The following is a 17,639-nucleotide window of genomic DNA, read 5'->3' on the forward strand; positions in this document are numbered from 1 at the left end:
ACGCGCTCCTAAAAAGTTCTGTGCGCCGCCGCAAAAGGACGGGAATTCAATGGTAAAACGCCGCGACGGCTAAAGCCGGTCGCGGCGCAGGTGTTTCAGCAACTGAAGCAGGCTTTAACTGATTTGCCCGTGGCAGTGCTTGTATTTTTTGCCCGAACCGCAGTAGCACAGTTCGTTGCGACCCAGCTTCGGCTCGCTGCGAGCAGGCTCGGTAGCCACCACGTCAGCCACATCGACGCCTTCCAGCACCTGAGCCAACGCGTCCGGCTGATCCAGGCCAGGAGCTTCGGCATGCTGGAACTGCATGCGCGAGGCCAGCTCTTCAGCTTCCTGACGCAGACGCGATTCTTCTTCAATCGGGTCTTCGCGACGAACCTGGACATGGGACAACACGCGGATCGAGTCGCGCTTGATCGAATCAAGCAGCTCGGAGAACAGGTTGAACGACTCGCGCTTGTACTCCTGCTTCGGGTTCTTCTGCGCATAACCGCGCAAGTGGATACCGTGGCGCAGGTGGTCCATGGTCGACAAGTGGTCTTTCCACAGGTCATCCAGGACACGCAGAACAATCTGCTTCTCGAACGTGCGCAGTGCTTCAGCACCGGCCTGCTCTTCTTTCTCGTTGTAAGCCGCGATCAGTTCAGCCAACAGCTTCTCGCGCAGGGTTTCTTCGTACAGGTGGTCATCTTCGTCGAGCCATTGCTGGATCGGCAGTTTCACCCCAAAGCCGCTTTCGATCGCAGCTTCCAGACCTGCAACGTCCCACTGCTCCGGCAACGATTGTGGCGGGATATGGGCGCTGATGGTGCTGTTGAGAACGTCCTGGCGGAAGTCGGCGATGGTTTCACCGATATTGTCGGCCGCCAGCAACGTGTTACGCATGTGATAAATCACTTTACGCTGTTCGTTGTTGACGTCATCGAACTCCAGCAATTGCTTACGAATATCGAAGTTACGACCTTCAACCTTGCGCTGGGCCTTTTCGATCGCGTTGGTCACCATACGGTGCTCAATCGCTTCGCCGGACTGCATGCCCAGGGCCTTCATGAAGTTCTTCACCCGGTCAGAGGCGAAGATGCGCATCAGGCTGTCTTCAAGCGACAGATAGAAACGGCTGGAACCCGCATCACCCTGACGACCGGCACGACCACGCAACTGGTTGTCGATACGGCGCGATTCGTGACGTTCCGAAGCGATTACATGCAGACCACCCGACTCCAGCACTTGCTGGTGACGCTTCTGCCAGTCGGCCTTGATCTGTGCGATCTGCTCAGGTGTAGGGTTTTCCAGAGAAGCCACTTCCACTTCCCAGTTACCGCCCAACAGGATGTCAGTACCACGACCGGCCATGTTGGTAGCGATGGTCAGCGCGCCTGGACGGCCAGCCTGGGCAATGATTTCAGCTTCTTTTTCGTGGAACTTGGCGTTCAGAACCTTGTGCTCGATGCCTTCCTTGTTCAGAAGGTTGGACATGTGCTCGGAGGTTTCGATAGTCGCTGTACCCACCAGCACTGGACGGCCCTTGGCCATGCAGTCCTTGATGTCAGCCACGATCGCTGCGTACTTCTCGTCGGCAGTGAGGAACACCAGGTCGTTGTAGTCTTTACGCGCCAGCGGCTTGTTCGGCGGGATAACCATCACCGACAGACCGTAGATCTGGTGGAATTCGAACGCTTCGGTGTCTGCAGTACCGGTCATGCCCGAGAGCTTGTTGTACAGACGGAAGTAGTTCTGGAAGGTGGTCGTGGCCAGGGTCTGGCTTTCTGCCTGAATATTCAGGCCTTCCTTCGCTTCGATGGCCTGGTGCAGGCCTTCAGACAAACGACGACCCGGCATGGTACGACCGGTGTGTTCGTCAACCAGCAGTACCTGACCGTCTTCAACGATGTATTCAACGTTGCGGTTGAACAGCTTGTGAGCACGCAGCGCAGCGTACACATGGGTCAACAGGCCCAGGTTATGCGCCGAGTACAGGCTCTCGCCTTCTGCCAGCAGACCGATCTGGGTCAGCATTTCTTCAACAAACTGGTGACCAGCTTCGTTCAGCTCAACCTGGCGGGTCTTTTCATCAATGGTGAAATGACCAGGCTTGGTCACTTCGCCTTCGACTTCCTCGACATGCAGCTCAAGGCGCGGGATCAGCTTGTTGATTTCGGTATAGAGCTTGGAGCTGTCTTCGGCCTGGCCGGAGATGATCAGCGGAGTACGGGCTTCGTCGATCAGGATGGAGTCGACTTCGTCGATTACCGCGAAGTTAAGCTCACGCTGGAATTTTTCTTCCATGCTGAAAGCCATGTTGTCGCGCAGGTAGTCAAAGCCAAACTCGTTGTTGGTACCGTAGGTGATGTCGGCTGCGTAGGCTTCACGCTTCTCCTGAGGCGGCTGGAACGGCGTTACCACACCGACCGTGAGGCCCAGGAATTCGTAGAGCGGACGCATCCAGTTGGCATCCCGGCGAGCCAGGTAGTCGTTCACGGTAATTACGTGCACGCCTTTGCCCGACAGCGCATTGAGGTAAACCCCAAGGGTCGCTACCAGGGTCTTGCCTTCACCGGTACGCATTTCAGCGATCTTGCCTTCATGCAAGGTCATGCCGCCGATCAGCTGTACGTCGAAGTGGCGCATGCCCATAACACGCTTGCCTGCTTCGCGGCAGACCGCAAAGGCTTCCGGCAACAGTTGGTCGAGGGTCTCACCTTTGGCTATGCGGGCCTTGAACTCTTGGGTCTTGGCGCGCAATTGCTCATCAGTCAGAGCAACCATTTGCTCTTCCAAGGAATTGACGACCTGAACTGTTTTGAGCATGCGTTTGACTTCGCGCTCGTTCTTGCTTCCAAAAAGTTTCTTTAACAAAGGCGCAAACATATCGGCAGGATCTTCCACACATAGGGATGGAGGGCGGCCCCGAGAGTCGCCCGAGCAGCCCTGATGGCCGCATGCGAACGATCATTCTACCCGGAAACGGCGGTGAGGAAAGTGGCGTTATTCCACGATACTGGTACTGCTTGTGAAGGGGCTTTCCTAAAATAAGGGCTTTTTGCTGAACTTCAACCCGTTTGCACAAGAAGTTACTCATTGATTTCATAAATTAATTCAGATTCATCTGAGTCCCGAGGAGTGAAACAGGAGGTTTCTGCTAAGATTGCCGCTCTGTTTTCTCTGGTGCTTGAATATGGCATTTCGCCCACACCCGGCACGGGCACCCTCTGTTCTACTGCGCGAGGCCAAACCCCTAAAAGCCATTTTCGGCCATGCAAAGCGCCTGGCGCACCTGCAACGCCTGCTTGAAAGCCAGCTGCAACCTGCTGCACGCGAGCATTGCCATGTGGCCTCATGGCGTGAAGGCAGTTTGTTGCTGATCGTAACTGACGGGCATTGGGCCACTCGCCTGCGCTATCAGCAAAAACGCCTGCTGCGCCAGTTGCAGGTTTTTGACGAGTTCGCCAGCCTGACCCGGATTCTGTTCAAGGTGCAGCCGCCCACGGTGCTGGCCAAGGTCGCGGGGCACACCCTGGATTTGTCCGTCGATGCCGCCCAGACCATTCAGGCAACCGCCGACGGCATAACCGACCCGGCCTTGCGCGCGGCCCTTGAGCGCCTGGCGAGTCACGCCAAACCAAAGCCCTGAGATTCAGGAGCTGTGGGAGCGGGCTTGCTCGCGATGGTCGTAAACGATGACGCGTATTTACTGAGTAAATGCGTCGCTCTGAAGACCATCGCGGGCAAGCCCGCTCCCACAATTGAGCAGCGTTGCTCTTAAGTGAACAGCATTGCGCTCCCACAGGGGCATTTGCGCACCTGTTTATTTGCGTTTACTGCCACCCAATAGCGATCCCAATAAACCACGTACCAACTGACGCCCTACCTGGCTTGCAGCCTGGCGCGCCATGGACTGCAATGCCTTGCCTGCTGTAGAGCCCAGGAAATCACCTGCCTGGTCGAGAAAGCCCGGTTCCTGAGGCGCAGTCTGTGCTTGTGCCTGTACTTCGGGTGCCAGCCCCTTGCGTGCCATCAGGATTTCGTAAGCCGACTCCCTATCGACAGGCTTGTCATAACGCCCTTGCAACGCCGAGCGGCTGATCAAGACAGTTCGCTCAGCCTCAGTCAGTGGGCCTATCCGTGATTGCGGCGGCGCAATCAGTACCCGCTGGACCATGGCTGGCGTGCCTTTTTCCTCAAGCATACCCACCAGCGCCTCGCCTGTGCCCAGCTCGGTCAGCACCGCCAGCGCACTGAATGCCGAATTTGGCCGAAAGCCTTCAGCTACGGCCTTCAGGGACTTCTGTTCTTTTGCCGTAAAGGCCCGCAAGCCGTGCTGGATGCGCAATCCCAGTTGTGCAAGTACCGCATCCGGCAAGTCCGCTGGCGATTGCGTGACGAAATACACCCCCACACCTTTGGAGCGAATCAGCCGCACCACTTGCTCCAGTCGGTCCTGCAAGGCTTTGGGTGTGTCGGCAAACAGCAAGTGCGCCTCATCGAAAAACAGCGCCAGCAAAGGTTTATCGGCATCACCGCGCTCGGGCAACTGCTCGAAAAGCTCTGCCAGCAGCCATAGCAGAAAGGTTGCATATACCTTGGGCGCTTCATGCACCAGACGACTGGCATCGAGCAGATGAATCTGCCCGCGACCATCGCTGGCCGGCTGCAAGATATCTTCCAGTTGCAGTGCAGGCTCACCAAACAGGGCTTCAGCGCCCTGCTGCTCAAGGGTTGCCAGGCGACGCAACAGCGCTTGGCTGGAGCCGGTGGTCATCAGCGCCGCGTCATCACCCAGTACCTGGGGGTTATCGCGCAGGTGGTTGAGCAGTGCCTTGAGGTCCTTAAGATCGAGCAGCAGCAGGCCTTCACGGTCCGCCACCTTGAAAGCGGCATAGAGCGCCGACTGCTGGCTGTCGGTCAGCTCCAGCAAGCTGCCTAACAACAGCGGGCCCATTTCACTCAAGGTGGTACGCAATGGATGACCGGTCTTGCCCTGGATATCCCATAGGGTCACCGGATACGCCTTGGGCTGGTAGTTGAGCCACGGCATACCCGCAATCCGTTCCGCGATTTTGCCCTGGGGATTGCCTGCTGCGCCCAGGCCACACAGATCGCCCTTGATGTCAGCAGCAAAAACTGCCACCCCGGCATCGCTGAACTGCTCGGCCAAACGCTGGAGAGTGACGGTTTTACCCGTCCCCGTGGCCCCCGCCACCAGACCGTGGCGGTTGGCCAGGCGCAAGGACTGAGCGATGGGCTGACCCGAAAGGTCGGCACCGAGTACTAGAGCAGAAGAGTCAGGCATTTTGCCACCTTTGATTAATCTTTCGCGATCGCGGGTCGATACACCCTCAATGCTAGACCAGAAATAAACGGATTTAGCGTCGTAAAGCGCCTCGATAAACAGACCACTTGCCCTGTTGGCACAGTGATGTGTAGAGCGCGCGTTTTACCAGAGTGTATGTCGCACACTTTCAGACTTTAGCGGACCCTACAAGCCATGAATAAAAACCTGCGTTTCAGCCATAAAATCCTGCTTGCTGCGTCCCTGATCGTAATAGCCGCCTTTTCGCTATTTACGCTGTACAACGACTATCTGCAACGCAACGCCATCCGCCACAACCTGGACAACTACCTGCATGAAATGGGCAGTGTCACGGCCAATACTATTCAAACCTGGCTCGGAGGCCGCATTCTGCTGGCGGAAAATCTTGCCGAATCCATCGCCCTGACCCCGGAGCCCGCCCAGGTGGCGAATCTGCTGGAGCAAAAAACCCTCAGCAGTACCTTTATGTCGGTTTATTTTGGCGACAGCCAGGGCGGTTTTACCATTCGCCCCGACAGCAAGATGCCTGACGGCTACGACCCACGCACCCGCCCCTGGTACAAGGATGCGCAGAACAGCGGCAAGTCGAGCCTGACCGAACCCTATATCGACGCAGCCACCGGGCAGATGGTTATTTCCATCGGTGCGCCGGTGAAAAAAGCCGGGCAAACCCTGGGCGTGATTGGCGCCGACCTGACCCTGCAAACCATCACCGACAGCATCAACGCCCTGAATTTCAACGGCATGGGCTATGCCTTTTTGATCAGCGCCGACGGCAAGATCCTGGTGCATCCGGACAAAGCCCTGGTGACGAAGAACCTGAAGGATATCTACCCACAGGACACGCCTTCGATCAGTGCCGGGTTCAGCAAGATCCAGGTCAACGGCAAACCCCGGATTGTGACCTTTACCCCCGTCAAAGGGTTGGGTTCGGTGAACTGGTACATTGGCTTGTCGGTTGACAAGCATCAGGCTTTCGCCGCACTCAGCGAGTTCCGTACTTCAGCGATCATTGCCACGGTGATTGCCGTGGTTTCGATCATCGCCCTGCTCGGCCTGCTGATCCGCCTGCTGATGCAGCCACTGCATGTCATGACCCGCGCCATGCAGAACATTGCCGAAGGTGAAGGCGACCTGACCCGCCGCCTGGCCGTCGAGTCCCAGGACGAATTCGGCACCCTGGGTAGCGCGTTCAACCGCTTTGTCGAACGCATTCACACTTCGATCAGCGAAGTGGCCTCGGCCACCGAACAGCTCAATGAAGTTGCCCTGCGGGTCGTCAGCGCATCCAACTCTTCGATGCTCAACTCTGACGAGCAAGCAAGCCGCACCAACAGTGTCGCCGCAGCCATCAACGAGCTGGGCGCCGCGGCGCAAGAGATCGCCCGCAACGCAGCCCAGGCCTCGCATCAGGCCAGCGATGCCCGCAGCCTGGCCGAAGAAGGCCAGCAAGTGGTCGAGCGCAGCATCAGTTCAATGCAGCAACTGTCGCAACTGCTCGGCACCTCCAGCGGGCATATCGAATCGTTGAACGACAAGACGGTAAATATCGGCCAGATCCTGGAAGTGATCACCAGCATTTCCCAGCAAACCAACTTGCTCGCGCTCAACGCCGCCATTGAAGCGGCCCGCGCCGGTGAGGCCGGGCGCGGCTTTGCCGTAGTCGCCGACGAAGTGCGCAACCTGGCACACCGCACCCAGGAGTCGGCACAGCAAGTGCAAAAAATGATCGAGGAATTGCAGGTCAGCGCCCGTGGTTCGGTGAGTACCATGGAAGAAAGCCAGCGCCATAGCCAGGACAGCGTAGAAATCGCCAATCGCGCGGGCGAGCGCCTGATCAGCGTGACTGAGCGCATTGGTGAGATTGACGGCATGAACCAGTCCGTCGCCACGGCAACCGAAGAGCAAACCTCGGTGGTCGAGTCGATCAACATGGACATTACCGAAATCAACACGCTTAACCAGGAAGGCGTGGAAAACCTTCAGTCAACGCTGCGCGCCTGTTCCGACCTGGAACAGCAGGCTGCCCGCTTGAAGCAGTTGGTGGGCAGTTTCCGTCTCTGATTTGCCGGGAGCAGCTTCAGGCCCGTCGCCTGGAGCTTGCTGCAGCTCACCCCAAAGCCGGGCGGCATCGGCAAAGTCGGTGCCGTCCTCGGGGCTGAGGGCGTCCGGGTCATAGCGACTCAAACACCCCTCACCCAAGGTCGCCGGGGCACTGGATGTGGCCCTGTCGAGTGGATCACTCATGACACCTCCCCTGCACTGCTGCAAACCTGTGGCTGCTGGCTTGCCTGCGATAGCTTCACCTCGGTTTGCCTGACAGACCTCAGTGATGCCATCGCGGGCAAGCCCGGCTCCCACAGTGTTCGCACAAGAAACGATTAGAACACCACGGTCTTGTTGCCATGCACCAGCACGCGGTCTTCGAGGTGATAACGCAGGCCACGGGCCAGCACCATCTTCTCGACATCACGACCGAAACGCACCATATCTTCAATGCTGTCGCTATGACTGACGCGCACGACGTCCTGCTCGATGATCGGACCTGCGTCCAGCTCCTCGGTGACATAATGGCAAGTTGCACCGATCAGTTTCACCCCACGCAGCGATGCCTGGTGATAAGGCTTGGCGCCGACAAACGACGGCAAAAAGCTGTGGTGAATGTTGATAACCTGCCCTGCATATTCGCGACACAGATCCGGCGGCAGGATTTGCATGTAACGGGCCAGTACTACAACTTCAGCCGCATGGTGCTTGACCAGACGCGAGACTTCGGCAAACGCCGGCTCTTTGTTCTTCGGGTCAACCGGTACGTGATAGAACGGAATGCCATGCCACTCGACCATGCTGCGCAAGTCGTCGTGGTTAGAAATCACACAGGAAATATCGCAGTCCAGTTCATCGCTGTGCCAGCGGTGCAACAAATCGGCCAGGCAGTGGGATTCACGGCTGGCCATCAACACCACGCGTTTTTTCTGCGCGGTATCGGTAATGCGCCATTCCATCGAAAACTCTTCGGCAATCGGGGCAAATGCCTCACGAAAAGCCTCAAGCCCGAATGGCAAGGAATCGGCACGAATCTCGTGACGCATAAAGAACCAACCGCTTTGATCGTCCGAGTGATGACTCGCTTCAGTGATCCAGCCATTGTGGGAGGCAAGGAAATTGCTGACCTTGGCGACAATGCCGACGCCGTCGGGGCAGGCAATCACCAACCGAAAAGTGCGCATGAGGGGAAAACTCCAAAAACTTTACTAAGGCCGCCATTCTAGCGAGTGCGCGGCAAAACTGCAGTATTCGTTGCGCCCCGCCGCCTGCGCCATGGGGTCGCGCAGCTTGTGGCTTCACGCCAGCATCGACGTGGCCTGCGCTGCTATTAACGTACAATTGACACGAGTTATTAATCGCCGTTAATAACCCAGCTGCACCCCGCGTATTTAATAGCGCGCATATTGGCGAACGCAAAGTTAATGAATAAAATTTTAAATTAATCGCCTATTACCGGTTTACTTGCAGTTACTGTCTGACTACTATTGCGCCACTGTATCCCTGTTACCCCTTTTCAACATAAGGTTATCCTCATGTCCCTGATCAACGAATACCGCGCAACAGAAGAAGCTATCAAAGAACTGCAAGCCCGCCTGAAGAACCTGTCCGAAGACGACAAACTTCAAACCGAGCTGGAATTTGAAGGCAAACTGCGCACTCTGATGGGCGAGTACCAAAAATCGCTACGCGATATCATCGCCCTTCTGGACCCAGAATCCAAAGTAAGCAAAGCACCACGCGGTGTTGTTAAAACCACCGGCACCAAACGTGCCCGCAAGGTTAAACAATACAAAAACCCGCACAACGGTGAAGTGATTGAAACCAAAGGTGGCAACCACAAAACTCTGAAAGAGTGGAAAGCCAAGTGGGGCAGCGACGTGGTTGAAGGCTGGGCGACTTTGCTGGACTAAGTAACACCCTGCACGCAAACCTTTTTGCGCTGCTATTAAAAAACGCCAGCTTGCTGGCGTTTTTTATTGTCTGCCTTTTAAGCCCCGCTATCGCCCGGCTGGCTCAGCCCCACACGGCGACTCAACGCCTGCGCATAGCGTTGCCACTCCGCCAACAGCTTTAGCTGGGCTGGCGTGGCGCTACGGGACAACTCGTCCGCGGCCTGCATAAAGCCCTCCAGAGTGATCGGCGCACCCATGGCCGGATCCGACAAACGCTGTTGGCAGAACACATGCCAGCGCTCCACTTCTTGCGCATCCAGGGTATGGGGAAAGTTTCGCGCGCGGTAACGGAATAATAATTCGGGCAAGCGCTCATCATCAAAAGGCCATGTATCTTTGGCCAACTGCTCCGGGTCACTGTTCCTGACTTGCTCGCACAGTCGACGGTCACGATCACCGATAAAGCCGTCATACAATTGCTGCTCGGGGTCTTCACTGGGGATGAAGTCTTCACGGGCATAAATGGCTGACAACTTGTCTTGCCAAACTTCCTGAGCATCAACAAGACGGCGGGCTCGCGCTTGATAGAGGTCCATATCCAGTTGCAAGCGCTGCTGATCTTGCGCTCGCAGAACATTCAAGGGCGCCACCACCGGGCACCGATTAATCTGGATCAGTTTGAGCGGCACCGGCAACTGACCTTCCGGTAAATCTTCACGCCGGGTATAGAGCATTTTGCGCAAGGACTCTGCATCCATATCCAGCAAAGGCTGCGGATCAAAGTGCAGGTCGCAGACAATCAGCGCATTGCGATTCTTCGGATGCCAGGCCAACGGCAATACCACGCCCAGGTAATGTCTGGCCGCAGAAAAACGCCCGGAGATATGCACCATCGGCTGCAACAGTCGAATTTGATCAAGCACCCGCTGCTTAGTGCGCAACTGGAATAGCCAGTCATATAACTTGGCTTGTTTGTCACGAATCAGCCGGGCCAGGGCAATAGTCGCCCGCACATCGGACAACGCATCGTGGGCCTGACCATGATCGATCCCGTTGGCCGCGGTCAAACGCTCCAGTTTGAGGGTTACCCGCCCCTCATCTTCTGGCCAGACAATCCCCTCCGGGCGCAGGGCGTAGGCCGTGCGCACCACATCAATCAGGTCCCAGCGGCTGTTGCCGCCCTGCCATTCACGGGCATAGGGATCAAAGAAGTTTCGATACAGGCTGTAGCGCGTGACCTCGTCATCAAAGCGCAACGAGTTGTAGCCCGCACCACAAGTGCCGGGCAACGCCAGTTGCGCGTGAGTGCGGGTCATGAACTCGGCTTCGCCCAGACCCTTGTCTTCAAGACGACCGGGGGTGATACCAGTGATCAGGCAAGCCATGGGATGAGGAAGGATATCGTCGCTGGGCTGGCAATAGAGATTGACCGGCTGATCGATCTCGTTGAGTTGCAGATCAGTGCGGATGCCAGCCACTTGCACGGCCCGGTCGCAACGCGGATTGATGCCGGTGGTTTCGTAGTCGTACCAAAAAATAGAGGTCACGGGGTGTTCCTGAACAGTAGACCCCAACAGTCTAGGCGTTCAATCCCTCAGGCAGAAGCCTGCAAGGACTGAAAGCTGAAGTAGCGCTGCAAGGCACTGATCAGCGTGGCGTACTCGGCAGGTGGCTGATACAGGATAAACCCGGAGTCATAACAGTGCGGCGTAGCATCCTCGTGACACCACAGGCAGCGTGCCGTCAGGTCAATAAACTGCGGGCAGCCGTCGGTGTCGGGAAGTTTGAGCCGCAATTCGAAATTGGCGTCCACCAGCATCGGCAGCTGGCTGACCAGCATTAAACCGCCATCAGAGACATTGCCCAGATAGCCGATGGGCTTGTCCGTGAAGCGATTGAACACTTTCAGGAAACTCGTCAGTTGGTGCCGCTGGATACGCCGCTCTATAACCATGTTCACTATCACTATAAAAGGCCATTTGACATGGCCGCGTCAGCGCTTCGAATGACCCCGTACGCCTGCTAATGAAGCCCGGCACAGCCGGCAGACACCGAACCCCACACCCGCTTGGACACAAAAAAACACCAAATACATCCAAACGAATACAAGATTAGCCAAGGACGTACAAATGGCCAGTTTAAATTTCGTTCATCATGGAATGCTCACAGGCACCGCCGCCGCGGTTGCCCCGGGCCCTGGAATAAACTTGAGAATGCGCAGTGTCTCGATCCGCGCCTTGGCCCGATAGGCGTACTCGCTCTTCGGGAATTCGTTGATGATGTACTGGTAGGTCTGGGCCGCATCCAGGTAAAACTTGGTACGTTCCAGGCACAGTCCACGGAGCATAGCTGTTTGTGGCCAGATGTAAGGCCGGCTTCGACTGTCGCGGTCAACTTCGGACAATTCCAGCATCACAGCTTCGCAATTACCGCGATCATAAGCACGATAGGCATTGTTCAAATGATGGTTCATCGACCAACGGGTACAGCCAGCCACAGTGGCGAGCAAGACTAAAACGAGCACAATTCGCATGAGGATCTCCTGTTCACAACAGTGTATCGACCCCACGGCCAGATTCTTCAGACAACCGACCCGATGCACCACAACTTAAGCAGAAAGTAGTGCAGAGGAACAATGACTACAGCGAAAGACCATAGTAGCCTTTGGCAGCGCTTGAACTCAGGAGTCTTTGCATGTCTGTTCGTCGAACCAAAATTGTTGCCACACTTGGCCCTGCCAGCAATTCACCGGAAATGCTGGAGCAGCTGATCCTGGCTGGCCTGGACGTTGCCCGTCTGAACTTCTCCCACGGCACTCCCGATGAGCACAAGGCTCGTGCCAAGCTGGTGCGCGAAATCGCCGCCAAGCATGGCCGCTTCGTAGCCCTGCTGGGTGACCTGCAAGGCCCGAAAATCCGTATTGCCAAATTCGCCAACAAAAAGATCGAGCTGAAAGTCGGTGACCAGTTCACCTTCTCCACCAGCCATCCGTTGACCGAGGGCACCCAGGAAGTGGTCGGCATCGACTACCCTGATCTGGTCAAGGATTGCGGCGTGGGCGACGAGCTGCTGCTCGACGACGGCCGCGTAGTAATGCGTGTAGACACTGCCACCGACGACGCCCTGCACTGCACCGTGTTGATCGGCGGCCCGCTGTCCGACCATAAAGGCATCAACCGTCGTGGCGGTGGTCTGACTGCGCCGGCCCTGACTGAAAAAGACAAGGCTGACATCAAGCTGGCTGCCGAAATGGAAGTCGACTACCTGGCTGTGTCGTTCCCACGCGACGCTGCGGACATGGAATACGCCCGTCAACTGCGTGACGAAGCGGGCGGTACTGCCTGGCTGGTGGCGAAAATTGAACGTGCCGAAGCGGTAGCGGATGACGAAACCCTCGACGGCCTGATCAAGGCCAGCGACGCAGTAATGGTTGCCCGTGGCGATCTGGGCGTTGAAATCGGCGATGCCGAGCTGGTGGGCATCCAGAAGAAAATCATTCTGCACGCACGTCGCCACAATAAAGCGGTGATCGTTGCGACCCAGATGATGGAGTCGATGATCCAGAACCCGATGCCAACTCGTGCCGAAGTGTCCGACGTTGCCAACGCCGTTCTCGATTACACCGACGCCGTGATGCTCTCGGCTGAAAGTGCTGCTGGTGCTTATCCTCTGGAAGCCGTGCAGGCTATGGCACGTATTTGCGTCGGAGCTGAAAAGCACCCGACCAGCAAAACCTCCAGCCACCGTATCGGCAAAACCTTCGAAAGCTGCGATCAAAGCATCGCACTGGCGGCCATGTACACCGCCAACCACTTCCCGGGTGTCAAGGCGATCATCGCCCTGACCGAAAGCGGCTACACACCGTTGATCATGTCGCGCATCCGCTCCTCGGTGCCGATTTACGCGTTCTCCCCGCACCGTGAAACCCAGGCCCGTGCCGCCATGTTCCGTGGTGTGTACACCGTACCGTTCGACCCGGCATCGCTGCCGCCAGAACAGGTCAGCCAGGCTGCCATCGACGAACTGCTGAAACTGGGCGTGGTTCAAAATGGCGACTGGGTCATCCTGACCAAGGGCGACAGCTACCACACCATCGGTGGTACCAACGGCATGAAGATCCTGCATGTCGGCGACAAAATGGTTTAAGCCCTACAAGGCTTGAACACAAAGCCCCGCCTGATCACTCAGGCGGGGCTTTTTTTGTGCTTAGCTGCGGGTCAGAAAAGCATCCGCCAGCAGTTGGTTGCGTGGCAGCCCCGCCAGAAACAGGCGTTTGGCAAAAGCATCAACACTATCGGGGTTTCCGCAAACCAGGGCGTGGGTCTGGCGTGAGACAACACGCATCTGTAACAGATAGTCGGGCAACTGCGGGCGCTCAAGGTTTTCGACCACAAGTTTTGGATAAGCCCCGGCCAAGGCCAGCAGTTCATCCCTGAGATAATGCTCGGCCTTGTCACGGGCTACATGCACTAGCCGGATCGGACCCTGATGCTCCTGGCGCAACGCTTCGCGCAGCACACCATATAACGGACCCAACCCGGTGCCCGAGGCCAGCAGCCAGAGCGGCTGTTCCTGCCAGTCCGGGTCATAACGCAGCGCGCCGCCGCGTAGTTCGCCCAAGCGCACACAATCACCGACTTTAAACTGCCGGGCCGCATCGACGAACTCGCCGGGGTGGGCGCAATCGAGGTGAAACTCCAGAAAGCTGTCTTCTTCAGGCAGGCTGGCCAGCGAGTACGGGCGCGCGATGCCGCTGGTAGTCCACAGCACCAGATGCTGGCCTGCGCGATAACGCATAGGGCGCTGCGGCGAGAGGCGTAAACGCAGCACGCTCGGGCCAGGCCAGTCGAGTGCCAGCACCTGTGCCGGCATGCCGTCGCGCAGCGGGTCGAACGCTTCGACTTCAAGATCCTCGACTACCCTGCACTGACAGGCCAGACGCCAGCCCTGCTCGCGCTGGTCCCAGCTCAATGCCTCGGGCTTGAGTTCGGCAGGCTCACCGCGCACGCAACGCACCAGGCAGGCATGGCAACTGCCCGCCCGGCAACTGTAGGGCACCGCCACACCCGCCTGATTCAAGGCGTCGAGCAGATTGGTGTTCGGGGCAACTGACCAGTGTTGGTCAGCGACGTGTAACTGGGGCAATTACGGCCTCCTGCGAGAGATGTACAACCTTTGCATAATTTACAATCTTTGGATAAGCAGCGAAGGTTCTTCGAACCTTATCGCAGCCTTCGGCAGCGACTACAAGTTTTGCCCCTACGGGTGTATCAGTGAGTGTACCGGGTTATACTGCCGCGCCTTTTTTGTACCGGTCATGCGTGCCCGGTATGCCCAGCAAAGATGTTTTCGACAGACCGAAGCACCAGGTCGCAAACACCTTATTGATTGTATGTTCCCGTCTTATAGAGGAGCGCGACCCATGACCGTGATCAAGCAAGACGACCTGATTCAGAGCGTTGCTGACGCCCTGCAATTCATTTCCTACTACCACCCCGTGGACTTCATCCAGGCGATGCACGAGGCTTACCTGCGCGAAGAATCGCCAGCCGCCCGTGACTCGATGGCGCAAATCCTGATCAACTCGCGCATGTGTGCCACCGGCCACCGCCCGATTTGCCAGGACACCGGCATCGTCACCGTATTCGTACGCGTCGGCATGGACGTGCGCTGGACCGGCGCCACCATGGGCCTGGACGACATGATCAACGAAGGCGTGCGTCGCGCTTACAACCTGCCGGAAAACGTCCTGCGTGCTTCGATCCTGGCCGACCCGGCCGGTGCTCGTCGTAACACCAAGGACAACACCCCTGCGGTCATCCACTACTCCATCGTTCCGGGTAACACCGTGGAAGTGGACGTGGCAGCCAAGGGCGGCGGTTCCGAGAACAAGTCGAAAATGGCCATGCTCAACCCGTCCGACTCGATCGTAGACTGGGTGCTCAAGACCGTTCCGACCATGGGCGCGGGCTGGTGCCCACCAGGCATGCTCGGCATCGGTATCGGCGGCACCGCAGAAAAAGCGGCAGTGATGGCCAAGGAAGTGTTGATGGAATCCATCGACATTCATGACCTGATCAAGCGCGGCCCGTCCAACCGTATCGAAGAGATGCGCATCGAGCTGTTCGAGAAGGTCAACCAACTGGGTATCGGCGCCCAGGGCCTGGGCGGTCTGACCACCGTGCTCGACGTGAAAATCATGGACTACCCGACCCACGCAGCCTCGCTGCCGGTGTGCATGATCCCCAACTGCGCGGCCACCCGTCACGCCCACTTCGTACTGGACGGCTCCGGCCCTGCAGCCCTCGAAGCGCCACCGCTGGACGCCTACCCGGAAATCGTCTGGGAAGCAGGCCCGTCGGCCCGCCGCGTCAACCTCGACACCCTGACCCCGGAAGACGTGCAGAGCTGGAAGCCGGGCGAAACCGTCCTGCTAAATGGCAAAATGCTGACCGGACGTGATGCCGCGCACAAGCGTATGGTCGAGATGCTGAACAAGGGTGAAACCCTGCCGGTAGACCTCAAAGGCCGCTTTATCTACTACGTTGGCCCGGTTGATCCGGTGCGTGACGAAGTAGTTGGCCCTGCCGGCCCGACCACGGCTACGCGGATGGACAAGTTCACCCGCCAGATCCTTGATCAGACCGGCTTGCTGGGCATGATCGGCAAGTCCGAGCGGGGCCCTACCGCCATCGAAGCGATCAAGGAACACAAAGCCGTGTACCTGATGGCTGTGGGCGGTGCTGCGTACCTGGTTGCCCAGGCGATCAAGAAGTCGCGTGTGGTGGCCTTTGCCGAACTGGGCATGGAAGCGATCTACGAGTTCGACGTTAAAGACATGCCGGTTACCGTGGCAGTCGACAGCAACGGCGAGTCGGTGCACATCACCGGCCCGGCGATCTGGCAGAAGAAAATCAGCGACAGCCTGGCCGTAGAAGTGCAGTAAGCACTTTTAAAGCCAGACATAAAAACGGCCAGGTTAATAACCTGGCCGTTTTTTTATGCCTGCTCAAAAGCCCAGTAGTGCTTTCTGTGGGAGCGGGCTCGCTCGCGATGGCATCACTGCGATTTACCTGGCAGATCGCGTCGCTTGCATCGCAGGCAAGCCTGCTCCCACAGATTTTGTGTCGCTTGAAGGCAGTCCGCGTCGTCTGAATCGCGAGCAAGCCCGCTCCCACAAGCACCCATCAAAATGCATTGCGGAAGATCTCCTCAATCTGCCCCTGATCGGCCTTGCGTGGGTTGGTAAAACCACAAGCATCTTTCAGCGCATTGGTGGCCAGGATCGGGATATCGTCCAGCTTGGCCCCCAAATCCCGCAGACCGGCAGGAATCTCGACATCACGGGCCAGGGTGCGAATTGCCGCAATGGCCGCCTGGGCGCCCTCTTCCGGGCTCAAGCCACGCACATCAGCGCCCAGCGCGTGGGCCACATCAGTCAAGCGTCCAGCACACACACTGGCGTTAAACGTCTGCACATGAGGCAGCAGCACCGCGTTACACACACCGTGGGGCAAATCATAGAAACCGCCCAATTGGTGCGCCATTGCATGCACAAAACCCAGGGAGGCGTTGTTGAAGGCCATGCCCGCGAGGAACTGCGCGTAAGCCATATTCTCCCGCGCTGTCAGATCTTTGCCATCATTCACCGCCTGACGCAGATTCTGACTGATCAATTCCATCGCCTTGATCGCACAGGCATCGGTAATAGGGTTGGCGGCGGTCGACACATACGCCTCAATGGCGTGGGTCAGCGCGTCCATACCGGTGGCTGCAGTCAGCCCTTTAGGCATGGCCACCATCAATTCAGGGTCGTTGACCGACAGCAGCGGCGTCACGTTACGGTCGACAATGGCCATTTTCACATGGCGTTCTTCGTCGGTGATGATGCAAAAACGCGTCATCTCACTGGCTGTACCCGCCGTGGTGTTGATCGACACCAGCGGCAATTGCGGCTTGGCCGAGCGATCAACGCCTTCGTAATCACGGATATGCCCGCCATTGGTGGCGCACAGGGCAATACCCTTGGCACAGTCATGGGGCGAACCGCCGCCCAGCGACACGATAAAGTCGCAGTGATGCTGCTTGAGCACCACCAGACCGGCCTCGACGTTGGCAATGCTCGGGTTGGGCTTGGCACCGTCGAAAATCACCGAATCAATGTCTTGCAGCGCGAGCTTTTCAGCGATCAGCGTCGCCACCCCCGCCTTGGCCAGCCCCGCGTCAGTCACGATCAAGGCCTTGCGAAAACCATAATTGCGAATCGCAGTCATGGCTTCGTCCAGGCAACCGTTACCCATAATGTTTACAGCGGGAATAAAGAAAGTGCTGGTCATGTCGAGTCCTCTTCGCGGGTCATTGGCTAAGTCGGTCTCCACAGCTTCCTCCAA

The 17,639-nt window shown here is 57.5% G+C and carries 14 protein-coding genes and 1 pseudogene; 6 read left to right on the forward strand and 9 right to left on the reverse strand.

All coding sequences use genetic code 11. From position 1 onward, the window contains the following. Positions 1 to 114 precede the first annotated feature (114 nt). The gene (secA, locus tag ACZRMH_RS15875; protein ID WP_464014213.1) at positions 115 to 2,865 is read right to left on the reverse strand and encodes a preprotein translocase subunit SecA; all 2,751 of its coding nucleotides are present in this window, start codon (positions 2,863 to 2,865) and stop codon (positions 115 to 117) included. Between the two features lie 307 nt (positions 2,866 to 3,172). Between secA and ACZRMH_RS15880 the strand changes: the two genes are divergently transcribed. After that, positions 3,173 to 3,628, forward strand: coding sequence for a DUF721 domain-containing protein (locus ACZRMH_RS15880; RefSeq protein ID WP_464014214.1), 456 nt, complete (start codon positions 3,173 to 3,175; stop codon positions 3,626 to 3,628). A gap of 174 nt (positions 3,629 to 3,802) precedes the next feature. Here ACZRMH_RS15880 and ACZRMH_RS15885 read toward each other — a convergent pair whose 3' ends face one another. Beyond that, positions 3,803 to 5,287, reverse strand: a complete 1,485-nt coding sequence (locus ACZRMH_RS15885; RefSeq protein ID WP_464014215.1) for a helicase HerA-like domain-containing protein — start codon at positions 5,285 to 5,287, stop codon at positions 3,803 to 3,805. 195 nt (positions 5,288 to 5,482) lie between these two features. Between ACZRMH_RS15885 and ACZRMH_RS15890 the strand changes: the two are divergent. After that, positions 5,483 to 6,514 (forward strand): annotated as a pseudogene (locus ACZRMH_RS15890) (HAMP domain-containing protein); the annotation flags it as partial. A 93-nt stretch (positions 6,515 to 6,607) separates the two neighbouring features. Beyond that, positions 6,608 to 7,372, forward strand: a complete 765-nt coding sequence (locus ACZRMH_RS15895; protein WP_464014288.1) for a methyl-accepting chemotaxis protein — start codon at positions 6,608 to 6,610, stop codon at positions 7,370 to 7,372. Here the strand turns inward: ACZRMH_RS15895 and ACZRMH_RS15900 are convergent. Then, positions 7,295 to 7,555 (reverse strand): hypothetical protein, encoded by a 261-nt coding sequence (locus ACZRMH_RS15900; RefSeq protein ID WP_464014290.1) that lies wholly within the window; start codon positions 7,553 to 7,555, stop codon positions 7,295 to 7,297. The two genes, ACZRMH_RS15895 and ACZRMH_RS15900, sit on opposite strands and share 78 nt — an antisense overlap. 134 nt (positions 7,556 to 7,689) lie before the next feature. Next, a complete protein-coding gene (gene purU, locus ACZRMH_RS15905) occupies positions 7,690 to 8,538 on the reverse strand; it encodes a formyltetrahydrofolate deformylase (RefSeq protein ID WP_463997036.1) in 849 nt (282 codons plus the stop codon). A 351-nt stretch (positions 8,539 to 8,889) separates the two neighbouring features. Between purU and mvaT the strand changes: the two genes are divergently transcribed. Further along, complete coding sequence (gene mvaT / locus ACZRMH_RS15910; RefSeq protein ID WP_016782206.1) at positions 8,890 to 9,267, forward strand: histone-like nucleoid-structuring protein MvaT; 378 nt, start codon at positions 8,890 to 8,892, stop codon at positions 9,265 to 9,267. 77 nt (positions 9,268 to 9,344) lie between these two features. Here mvaT and sbcB read toward each other — a convergent pair whose 3' ends face one another. The 3 genes from sbcB to ACZRMH_RS15925 form a co-directional block, all read right to left on the reverse strand. Next, positions 9,345 to 10,796: an exodeoxyribonuclease I gene (gene sbcB / locus ACZRMH_RS15915; protein WP_464014216.1), complete on the reverse strand. Its 1,452-nt coding sequence runs from the start codon at positions 10,794 to 10,796 to the stop codon at positions 9,345 to 9,347. 47 nt (positions 10,797 to 10,843) lie between these two features. Next, a complete protein-coding gene (locus ACZRMH_RS15920) occupies positions 10,844 to 11,203 on the reverse strand; it encodes a PilZ domain-containing protein (RefSeq protein WP_464014217.1) in 360 nt (119 codons plus the stop codon). A gap of 198 nt (positions 11,204 to 11,401) precedes the next feature. Next, positions 11,402 to 11,782 (reverse strand): tetratricopeptide repeat protein, encoded by a 381-nt coding sequence (locus ACZRMH_RS15925; protein WP_464014218.1) that lies wholly within the window; start codon positions 11,780 to 11,782, stop codon positions 11,402 to 11,404. A gap of 161 nt (positions 11,783 to 11,943) precedes the next feature. Here ACZRMH_RS15925 and pyk point away from each other — a divergent pair, with 161 nt between their 5' ends. Further along, positions 11,944 to 13,395 carry a pyruvate kinase gene (pyk, locus tag ACZRMH_RS15930; RefSeq protein WP_464014219.1) on the forward strand — a complete coding sequence of 484 codons (1,452 nt, stop codon included), beginning with the start codon at positions 11,944 to 11,946 and terminating at the stop codon, positions 13,393 to 13,395. A gap of 60 nt (positions 13,396 to 13,455) precedes the next feature. Here the strand turns inward: pyk and ACZRMH_RS15935 are convergent, their stop codons facing one another. Then, entirely contained in the window at positions 13,456 to 14,394 is a 939-nt protein-coding gene (locus tag ACZRMH_RS15935) for an iron-sulfur-binding ferredoxin reductase (protein ID WP_464014220.1), read from the reverse strand. Positions 14,395 to 14,671: 277 nt separating this feature from the next. Here ACZRMH_RS15935 and ACZRMH_RS15940 point away from each other — a divergent pair, with 277 nt between their 5' ends. Further along, positions 14,672 to 16,195 (forward strand): fumarate hydratase, encoded by a 1,524-nt coding sequence (locus ACZRMH_RS15940; protein ID WP_464014221.1) that lies wholly within the window; start codon positions 14,672 to 14,674, stop codon positions 16,193 to 16,195. Positions 16,196 to 16,436: 241 nt separating this feature from the next. Here ACZRMH_RS15940 and yiaY read toward each other — a convergent pair whose 3' ends face one another. Next, positions 16,437 to 17,585 (reverse strand): L-threonine dehydrogenase, encoded by a 1,149-nt coding sequence (yiaY, locus tag ACZRMH_RS15945; RefSeq protein ID WP_464014222.1) that lies wholly within the window; start codon positions 17,583 to 17,585, stop codon positions 16,437 to 16,439. Between the last annotated feature and the right edge of the window lie 54 nt (positions 17,586 to 17,639).

The organism is Pseudomonas sp. B414, assembly GCF_055408445.1.

Excerpts from the sequence above, each read along its gene's own strand:
- pyk (WP_464014219.1), top strand. The coding sequence starts at position 11,944 with ATGTCTGTTCGTCGAACCAAAATTGTTGCCACACTTGGCCCTGCCAGC.
- ACZRMH_RS15880 (WP_464014214.1), top strand. The coding sequence starts at position 3,173 with ATGGCATTTCGCCCACACCCGGCACGGGCACCCTCTGTTCTACTGCGC.
- yiaY (WP_464014222.1), bottom strand. The coding sequence starts at position 17,585 with ATGACCAGCACTTTCTTTATTCCCGCTGTAAACATTATGGGTAACGGT.
- ACZRMH_RS15895 (WP_464014288.1), top strand. The coding sequence starts at position 6,608 with ATGCTCAACTCTGACGAGCAAGCAAGCCGCACCAACAGTGTCGCCGCA.
- ACZRMH_RS15900 (WP_464014290.1), bottom strand. The coding sequence starts at position 7,555 with ATGAGTGATCCACTCGACAGGGCCACATCCAGTGCCCCGGCGACCTTG.
- ACZRMH_RS15925 (WP_464014218.1), bottom strand. The coding sequence starts at position 11,782 with ATGCGAATTGTGCTCGTTTTAGTCTTGCTCGCCACTGTGGCTGGCTGT.
- ACZRMH_RS15940 (WP_464014221.1), top strand. The coding sequence starts at position 14,672 with ATGACCGTGATCAAGCAAGACGACCTGATTCAGAGCGTTGCTGACGCC.
- ACZRMH_RS15885 (WP_464014215.1), bottom strand. The coding sequence starts at position 5,287 with ATGCCTGACTCTTCTGCTCTAGTACTCGGTGCCGACCTTTCGGGTCAG.
- secA (WP_464014213.1), bottom strand. The coding sequence starts at position 2,865 with ATGTTTGCGCCTTTGTTAAAGAAACTTTTTGGAAGCAAGAACGAGCGC.
- ACZRMH_RS15920 (WP_464014217.1), bottom strand. The coding sequence starts at position 11,203 with ATGGTTATAGAGCGGCGTATCCAGCGGCACCAACTGACGAGTTTCCTG.
- mvaT (WP_016782206.1), top strand. The coding sequence starts at position 8,890 with ATGTCCCTGATCAACGAATACCGCGCAACAGAAGAAGCTATCAAAGAA.
- purU (WP_463997036.1), bottom strand. The coding sequence starts at position 8,538 with ATGCGCACTTTTCGGTTGGTGATTGCCTGCCCCGACGGCGTCGGCATT.